Raw genomic sequence first — 7,260 nt, 5'->3', positions numbered from 1 at the left:
ATGTAGCTAGAACAGAGGTAGAATAGCAGTACGTTTGTTGGGCTACTTTTCGCCCGTCATTTTGGGCTACTTTTCGACCGTCACCGACATAGCTGTTGTGCGGCTGCGTGAGTCGAAAGGTAGTGAGAGTAAATGATTAGATATCTATCATCGGGTGAGGTCGCCGCGCGCATTGGTGTCTCGCTCGGAGCGTTGATGCACTACAAGCTGCCTGAGCCTGACGCACTTATTGGTAGAACCCGCGGATGGTTACCCGAAACGATTGATGCTTGGAACGCAAGCCGCCCCGGACGCGGTAACTGGCGATGATAACTGGCAGAACAACAAGCAGTCTCCACCCGAGAACAGCGCTAGGGCGGTTACGCTCTGCCGTGGAATTGGATCCACCAGCTGGCGGCGGGGGATTAGCGCCGTGGCTTGGTATCCGGCACGAACAGCCAGGATCCAGCCGCGAACAAAAGCAGCGCGCCGGTGACGATGAAGGCGAGATGGAAGCCGCTCGCGTCAACGATTAGGCCAGCAAGCAGCGGGCCAACAACTCCGCCGATGTCGGTTGTCATCTGGGTTGTTGCGACAACCTGACCGCCGGAACGCTTGCCAACAATGTCTGCCTGGGCTGCCTGCAGTCCCGGGTTTGTGAGGGCGGATCCGGCACCGGCGACCGCCATAATCGTGATCGCCGCCCACAGCGTCCCACTGTACGGCAGCGCAATAAACGCGATCCCGCCGCAGATGCTGCCGAGAATAATCAGTGGCTTCCTGCCGATAATGTCGTTCCAGCGGCCGGACGGGATGATCAGCAGCGCGTTACCGGCGGCGTACCCGAACAGCACCCAGCCGGGGGCAGCATTGTCTTCAGACACCATTGCTGTAACAAACAGCGGCACGGTCGCAACCCTAACACCCCAGCTTGACCAGCCGAGCGTGAAGAACGAGACAAGCAGCGTCCAGTAGCTGTGCTGCTGTAGCGCCTCGGGCAGTGTGATAGCGGCGGTTTTGGGCGACCCTGGGGTGCGGCGCTTGCCGACGTCACTCTTGTGCAGCGCAATATAGACGGTGAGCGCAGCAACCACGAGCAGTACCGCGTAAAACACGAATGGAGCGCGAAAACCCCAACTGAGTACGAGGCTGCCGACCACGGGACCGCACAGGTTTCCGAGCAGGAAGCTCGACCCCATATAGCTCGCGACCTTGCCGCGCGATAGTTCGGGGGAGAGTTTAATCACAAGCGATGTGGTCGCGATAGTCGCCATAACAGAGCCGATACCGCCAACTCCGCGCATCGCAAGCAGCGTCCAAAAGTCGTTTGCGATCGCGCAGAGGCCGGTTGAGACGGCGACGATGAGCAGGCCTAGCAGGAACAGGGTCCGCTCACCAATAATGCGTGAGAGCCAGCCAGCGCCTGGACTGCTAATTAGTCGCACAAGACTGAAGATACTGGTGATCATGCTGGCGGCGGCGAACGTGACGCCGAACGAGGTAACCAGCTGCGGAATAATCGGGGCAACAACGCCGTACCCGAGTGCTACACAGAAGTTTGAGGCGATGAGAGCCCAAATTTCGCGTGGCATCTTTGTTTTTGGCACCAGAATATTGTAGCGCCTTTTGCGGGGGCCGCGCTAATTCACGCCTGATTGGGTTTGCGGCCACGACGCGGGCGCACCTGGGGCAGGGGGCGCGGATCCGCCCCCACCGCTGCAAGCCCGTCCAGCCACCCAATCGCGGCCTGTGCGAGCTGCTGTTCAGCGTCTAACCAAACGGGGTAGCCGGGTCGGCGCTCATCAGGGGCGGCGCGGTCGAGGTCAGGCCCGGCAGGGACTGCGGTGTTTGGGTGACCCAGCTCGTGACCAGCGCTGCCCAGCACGCTCTGCCAGGCACGCCGGTAGTTGCTGATCAGGTCTGTGAGCTGCTGTGCGGGCAGCAGCTGCTCGGGGAGGGTGCGTGCGAGGGAGAGTTGGAAAACCATCTGTTCCCAGTCGCACTCGACGCTGTTAAACCACTGCGCTGTGCTTTCGAGGCCTGCGGGGGTGGCTGCGAACAGGGCGAGGTTGTCGTGGGTTTTTGCGACCTCGGTGATTAGTCCGTCACGCTGGCAGCGGGCGAGCGTTGAATAGATTTGGCCGGGGTTTAGCTGGCGGCCGGTGCGCGCAGCAATTTCACTGCCCAGTTGCAGCCCGTACACCGGTCCAAGACCGGTTAGCGCCACAATTCCGTGCCTGATCAGTGACATTGCACACCAGCTAAACCAAGCCAGCCGTGTGAAAACTAGCTGTTGTAGCTGCGGAAGGCAACAACCGCGTTGTGTCCACCAAATCCGAAGCTGTTGCTGATCGCCAGCTGCTCGCCGTCGCCGAGGCTCTGGCACTCTCCTGAAACGGTCAGCGGGATTTCTGGGTCCTTGTTGGTGAGGTTGATGGTTGGTGGCGCGATCCGCTCTTGCACCGCCAAAACGGTGAACAGCGCCTCGAGTGCACCGGTGCCGCCGAGCAGGTGGCCGGTTGCGCTCTTTGTCGCAGAAACAGGGATCTCTTTTACTCTGTCGCCAAAGACGCGGTGCAGCGCCGCGTACTCGGCGATGTCGCCGACCGGGGTGCTGGTTGCGTGCGCGTTAATGTGGGTAACATCGTCAGCGCTTGCGCCAGCCTGGGCGAGCGCAGCCTCAACCGCGCGAGCTGCCCCGAGACCCTCCGGGTCGTTGGCGGTGATGTGGTAAGAATCGGCGGTTACGCCAGCTCCGGCGAGTTCCGCGTAAATGTGTGCGCCGCGTGCTTTTGCGTGCTCCTCGGTTTCGAGCACGAGCGCCGCAGCACCCTCACCCATGACAAAACCGTCACGGTCTGTGTTGTATGGGCGTGACGCCGCTGCCGGATCGTCGTTGCGGGTTGACAGTGCCTTCATTGATGAGAACGCAGCGATTGTGATCGGGTGGATCGCGGACTCGGTGCCGCCGGCAATCACAACGTCTGCAAGCCCGGCGCGCAGGTCATCCAGGGCGTTTGACAGGGCTTCGGTGCTGGACGCACAGGCCGAAGCAACGGTTCTGGCGTAGGCGCGAGCGTTAAAGTGCATGGAGACGGCTGCGGCTGCGGCGTTTGGCATCAGCATTGGCACGGTCAGCGGCATAACCCGGCGAGGGCCGCGCTCCCGCAGTGTATCCCAGGCGTCGAGCAGGCTCCAGACGCCGCCGATACCGGTTGAAAAATCAACGCCGAGGCGCTCCGGCTCAACCTCTGGTGAACCAGCGTCCTCAAAAGCCTCGATTGCAGCAACAAGCGCCAGCTGGCTTGCCGGGTCCAAGCGTTTAGCGGTTGGCCGTGGCAGTACCTCGTCTGGGCGCACCGCTGCCTCTGCGGCAAATGTTACAGGAAGGTCGTACTCTTTAACCCAGTCGTGGGTTAGGGTTTTAACACCTGAAACGCCCTGTTTCAGTGCATCCCATGATGCTTTTGCGGTTCCGCCGAGCGGGGTGGTTGCTCCGATGCCTGTAACTACAATCTTAGTCATTGTTGCTGCTTCCGAGTATTGTTAACAATTATGTTGTGTGGCTGTGCCGCAGACGCAGCACAGCCACAGGTGGCGGATACCCGCCAGGGTTTAAATTATGAAGCGTTTACGATGAAGTTAACCGCGTCACCAACAGTTTTGAGGTTCTGTACTTCCTCGTCTGGGATCTTCACGTCGAACTTCTCTTCAGCGTTCACAACGATGGTCATCATTGAGATTGAGTCGATGTCGAGGTCATCGGTGAATGACTTCTCAAGCGCTACAACCTCTGGTGCGATGCCGGTCTCGTCGTTGATGAGCTCAGCAAGACCCGCGAGTACCTCTTCAGATGTGTGTGCCATGGTTTTCTCCTTGGTTTGGTTGATTTACTGCAATATGAGTTTATCTTGTTTAGTTAGATTCTGTGCTTAGCCCTACGGCAGCCGCACAACCTGCGCCGCGTAAACAAGGCCAGCTCCGAAGCCGATCTGCAGAGCCAGTTTGCCGCTCAGCTCCGGGTTTTCGCTGAGCAGCCGGTGGGTTGCCAGCGGAATCGAAGCGGCTGAGGTGTTACCGGTTTCGGCGATGTCGCGACCGATAAGTACGCTCTCGGACAGACCGAGCTGTTTTGCAAACTCGTCGATGATCCGCATGTTTGCCTGGTGGGGGATAAACGCGGCGAGATCGTCGGCGGTGACACCGGCAACCTCCAGCGCCTGACGCGCAACCTTCGCCATCTCCCAAACTGCCCAGCGGAACACTGACGGGCCGTCCTGTCTGAGGGTTGGCCACTCGCTCTTGCCGTCACGGAACTCAATCAGCGTGTGGTTCATTCCAACCGCGCCAGCCCGGGAGCCGTCAGACCCCCACACCGAAGCGGCGATTCCTGGCTCATCGGCTGGGCCGATCAGCGCGGCACCTGCCCCATCACCGAGCAGGAACGAGATGGTGCGGTCGGTTGGATCCACAACATCGGACAGCTTCTCGGCACCGACAACCAGCACATACTTGGCCTGGCCGGAGCGAACCAGCGCGTCAGCCTGCGCAACCGCGTAGCAGTAACCGGCACACGCGGCGTTCAGATCGTAGGCCGCCGCCGGTGTTGCACCAACGTGGTCGGCAACCAGCGCCGCAATAGACGGTGACTGCTGCACATTGCTGATTGTCGCAACAAGCACCGCGCCGATCTCTTTCGGGTCGATTCCGGCCTTCTCAACTGCCTCACTGGCGGCCGCGGCCGCGAGAGTGTAGGCGCTCTGCTCAGCGGTGCCGCGCGCCCTGGTGATAATCCCGGTGCGCTGGCGGATCCACTCATCAGAGGAGTTGATTGGCTCAATCAGCTCGTCATTGGTGACCAATCGCTCACCGCGTGCTGCGCCAAGCGAGTAGATGCGTGAACCAGCCGGGCCATGGAATTGCTGCAATTGCGCCACGGTTATGCCTCCTGCTCAGGGGTTAGATGTTCCGCTATAAACTCTACCGTCACCGCGGTGTCGGATGGGCTATCTAGGCGTTTTGCCGGGGTGGTTTTCAGGCTGCGCTTTGCCAGGCCGACGAGTGCGCCGGCTGGTGCGAGCTCCACGAGCGCGGTGATGCCGTCCACGGCAAAAGCGTCCATGCAGCGATCCCAGCGAACCGGTGACGCAACCTGCGAGATCAGCTTCGCCTTAAACTCGGTACCGCTCGTAACCAGCGAGCCGTCCTCGTTGGTGTAGATGGGGTGGTGCGGATCCGCCACCGCAAACTCTGCGGCAGTTGCGGCGAGTTCATCCCTCGCGGGAGCCATAATCGCGGTGTGGAACGCGCCAGCGACCTTCAGCGGGATAACACGCGCCTTCGCGGGCGGGTTACTGTTGAGGGTCGCGAGGTTATCGTGGGATCCGGCAGCGACGATTTGGCCTGCGCCGTTGAAGTTTGCGGGCGCGAGCCCGAGCGACTCAAGGTGAGCGGTAACGCTGTCTGGGTCACCGCCGAGCACGGCGCTCATGCCGCTCGGGTTTGCGTTTGCGCACTGCTGCATCGCCTTTGCGCGCTGCGCAACAAACCGGACGGCTGTTGCGGCGTCAAACACGCCAGCGCCGTATGCCGCGGTGATCTCACCAACCGAGTGGCCCGCGAAACGCAGACTGGCGTTAATCGCCTCCTGCTGCTCTGCGGGAAGTGTCTCGATCTCGTCGCGGAGCGCGTTAATCGCGAGGATGCCGGCTGCGACAATCAGCGGCTGGGCGATCTCGGTGCTGCGGATCGTTTCCTCGTCACTCTCAGTGCCGTGCTTCACCAGATCAATGCCGATCTGGTCACTGACCTCAGTCAGCCACTGCTTTGCTGCATCATCCTGCAGCCACTCTGCTAAAAAGCCTGGTTTTTGGGAGCCCTGGCCGGGACATGAAACTACAATCACCTAAATAGTGTCTCAGATTTTTGACGAAAAACCTTACATATTAACGACAAATTTGGCGGGTCGTTTTTGTAGGAACCCTACAGGTCAGAGTTGTTTGAGTGGATTTTCCCGATAATTACCGCGGTCTGCAGCACAAAAGCGTCGCGCGGCTCGCTCGGCTGCCAGCCCACTATCTCACTGATTTTCTTTAGTCTGTAGCGCACCGTATTGGTGTGGATCCGCAACTCCCGCGCCGTCTGTTCGAGCGACCGGCCGGTCTCAAAATACTTGCTGAGGGTTGTTAAAAGCTCCGGTGAGCTCTTTAACAGCGGCAGATAGATCCGCTGATAGAGCGTCTGTTTCGCGGTTCTGTCGCCTGCGAGTGACCGCTCAGGTAGTAACTCGTCGGCGTGGATCGGCCTTCCCGGGTTCGGGATCGCAGACGAGGCTACAGCCCCGCTCAGCGCAGTTTTTGCAGAGAGATGGGAGGCGCTAAGTGACTCAACAGCCGACCCGATAACATATGGTCGATCCGGCATTGTCTGCTCGCTAATCGCCTGTGTAATCTCGGCAAACAGTGTCTCAACGGCGCTTTTCTCGTTCGGGCTGGATTCTATAACACCCAACACAATCACCATCCGCCGCTCCTGCACAGAGATCAGGATGTCACAGCCCGCTTTCCTGGCAATCCGGCGGATCTCGTCAAGGTCGCTGTGCTGGTTTGCCTGCCCAATCACCACGCACGCCTTGCCGCGGCCACGCCAACCCAGCGCAGACAGCCTGCTCGGCAGCGCCTCGTCAGCGGATCCGTTCAGGATCGAGTCAACAATCAGCGCCTCAAGCCTGGCATCCCACAGCCCGCGTGCCTCAGCCGCGCGGGCATAGACGTGCGCCGCGCTGAACGCCACCTCGCGGGAGAACCGCAGCACCGCCTCGCGCATAGCGCTGCTCTGTTCAGCAATGTGCTCCTCTAGCACGTCAACCACGATCTCGGTTAGTTGCAGGGTTTCTTGCAGGCTGATGCTGCGGACCAGTTCACGCGGCGCCGCACCAAACACGTCGCTCGCTATCCACGGCGTGGTTGTTGGATCCGCATACCAGTTAATGAATGATTCGATGCCTGCCTGGGCTACGAGCGCGACGGTGCTGCGCCTGCTCGCGGGCATCTGTGAGAACCAGGTGAGTTTGTCGGCCATGCGTCGCAGCGACAGCGTCGACATATCGCCGGCTGAGTGCCTGAGCCAGCTCAGCTCGGTCGCCTTGTCGGCGGTTGTCGGGGTGGTTTGTTGCTGCTGTTTCATGGTTTTACTGTGCGATAGAAGACGCAAGGTGGGTTATTCCGTGCTGTTGTGTTGAACCCCATGGAATAACCCACCATCCTGTTTTGTCGTGTGGTC

Annotated in this window: 8 protein-coding genes; 1 reads left to right on the top strand and 7 read right to left on the bottom strand. The window is 60.1% G+C overall.

Annotation, left to right across the window (positions count from 1 at the left end; genetic code table 11):
- Positions 1 to 132: 132 nt before the first annotated feature.
- The gene (locus tag EII30_RS04300) at positions 133 to 309 is read left to right on the top strand and encodes an XRE family transcriptional regulator (protein WP_124886089.1); all 177 of its coding nucleotides are present in this window, start codon (positions 133 to 135) and stop codon (positions 307 to 309) included.
- Between the two features lie 95 nt (positions 310 to 404).
- Here EII30_RS04300 and EII30_RS04295 read toward each other — a convergent pair whose 3' ends face one another.
- From EII30_RS04295 to EII30_RS04265, 7 genes are all read right to left on the bottom strand, one after another.
- Positions 405 to 1,586, bottom strand: coding sequence for an MFS transporter (locus tag EII30_RS04295; RefSeq protein WP_233569274.1), 1,182 nt, complete (start codon positions 1,584 to 1,586; stop codon positions 405 to 407).
- A 38-nt stretch (positions 1,587 to 1,624) separates the two neighbouring features.
- Entirely contained in the window at positions 1,625 to 2,230 is a 606-nt protein-coding gene (locus EII30_RS04290) for a PadR family transcriptional regulator (RefSeq protein WP_124886088.1), read from the bottom strand.
- 35 nt (positions 2,231 to 2,265) lie between these two features.
- Positions 2,266 to 3,504: a beta-ketoacyl synthase gene (locus tag EII30_RS04285; protein WP_124886087.1), complete on the bottom strand. Its 1,239-nt coding sequence runs from the start codon at positions 3,502 to 3,504 to the stop codon at positions 2,266 to 2,268.
- A gap of 95 nt (positions 3,505 to 3,599) precedes the next feature.
- The gene (locus tag EII30_RS04280) at positions 3,600 to 3,845 is read right to left on the bottom strand and encodes an acyl carrier protein (protein ID WP_124886086.1); all 246 of its coding nucleotides are present in this window, start codon (positions 3,843 to 3,845) and stop codon (positions 3,600 to 3,602) included.
- Between the two features lie 72 nt (positions 3,846 to 3,917).
- On the bottom strand, positions 3,918 to 4,922 hold the full coding sequence (locus EII30_RS04275) for a beta-ketoacyl-ACP synthase III (protein WP_124886085.1): 1,005 nt from the start codon (positions 4,920 to 4,922) through the stop codon (positions 3,918 to 3,920).
- Complete coding sequence (locus tag EII30_RS04270; RefSeq protein WP_124886084.1) at positions 4,919 to 5,884, bottom strand: ACP S-malonyltransferase; 966 nt, start codon at positions 5,882 to 5,884, stop codon at positions 4,919 to 4,921. Before EII30_RS04270 ends, EII30_RS04275 begins: the two co-directional genes overlap by 4 nt.
- A 77-nt stretch (positions 5,885 to 5,961) precedes the next feature.
- On the bottom strand, positions 5,962 to 7,164 hold the full coding sequence (locus EII30_RS04265; RefSeq protein WP_124886083.1) for a CdaR family transcriptional regulator: 1,203 nt from the start codon (positions 7,162 to 7,164) through the stop codon (positions 5,962 to 5,964).
- Between the last annotated feature and the right edge of the window lie 96 nt (positions 7,165 to 7,260).

The sequence above is a fragment of the Leucobacter sp. OH1287 genome, from assembly GCF_003859945.1.
GTDB lineage: Bacteria > Actinomycetota > Actinomycetes > Actinomycetales > Microbacteriaceae > Canibacter.
Note: the sequence above shows the minus strand (reverse complement) of the source record. Positions and strands in the feature narration are given on the sequence as shown.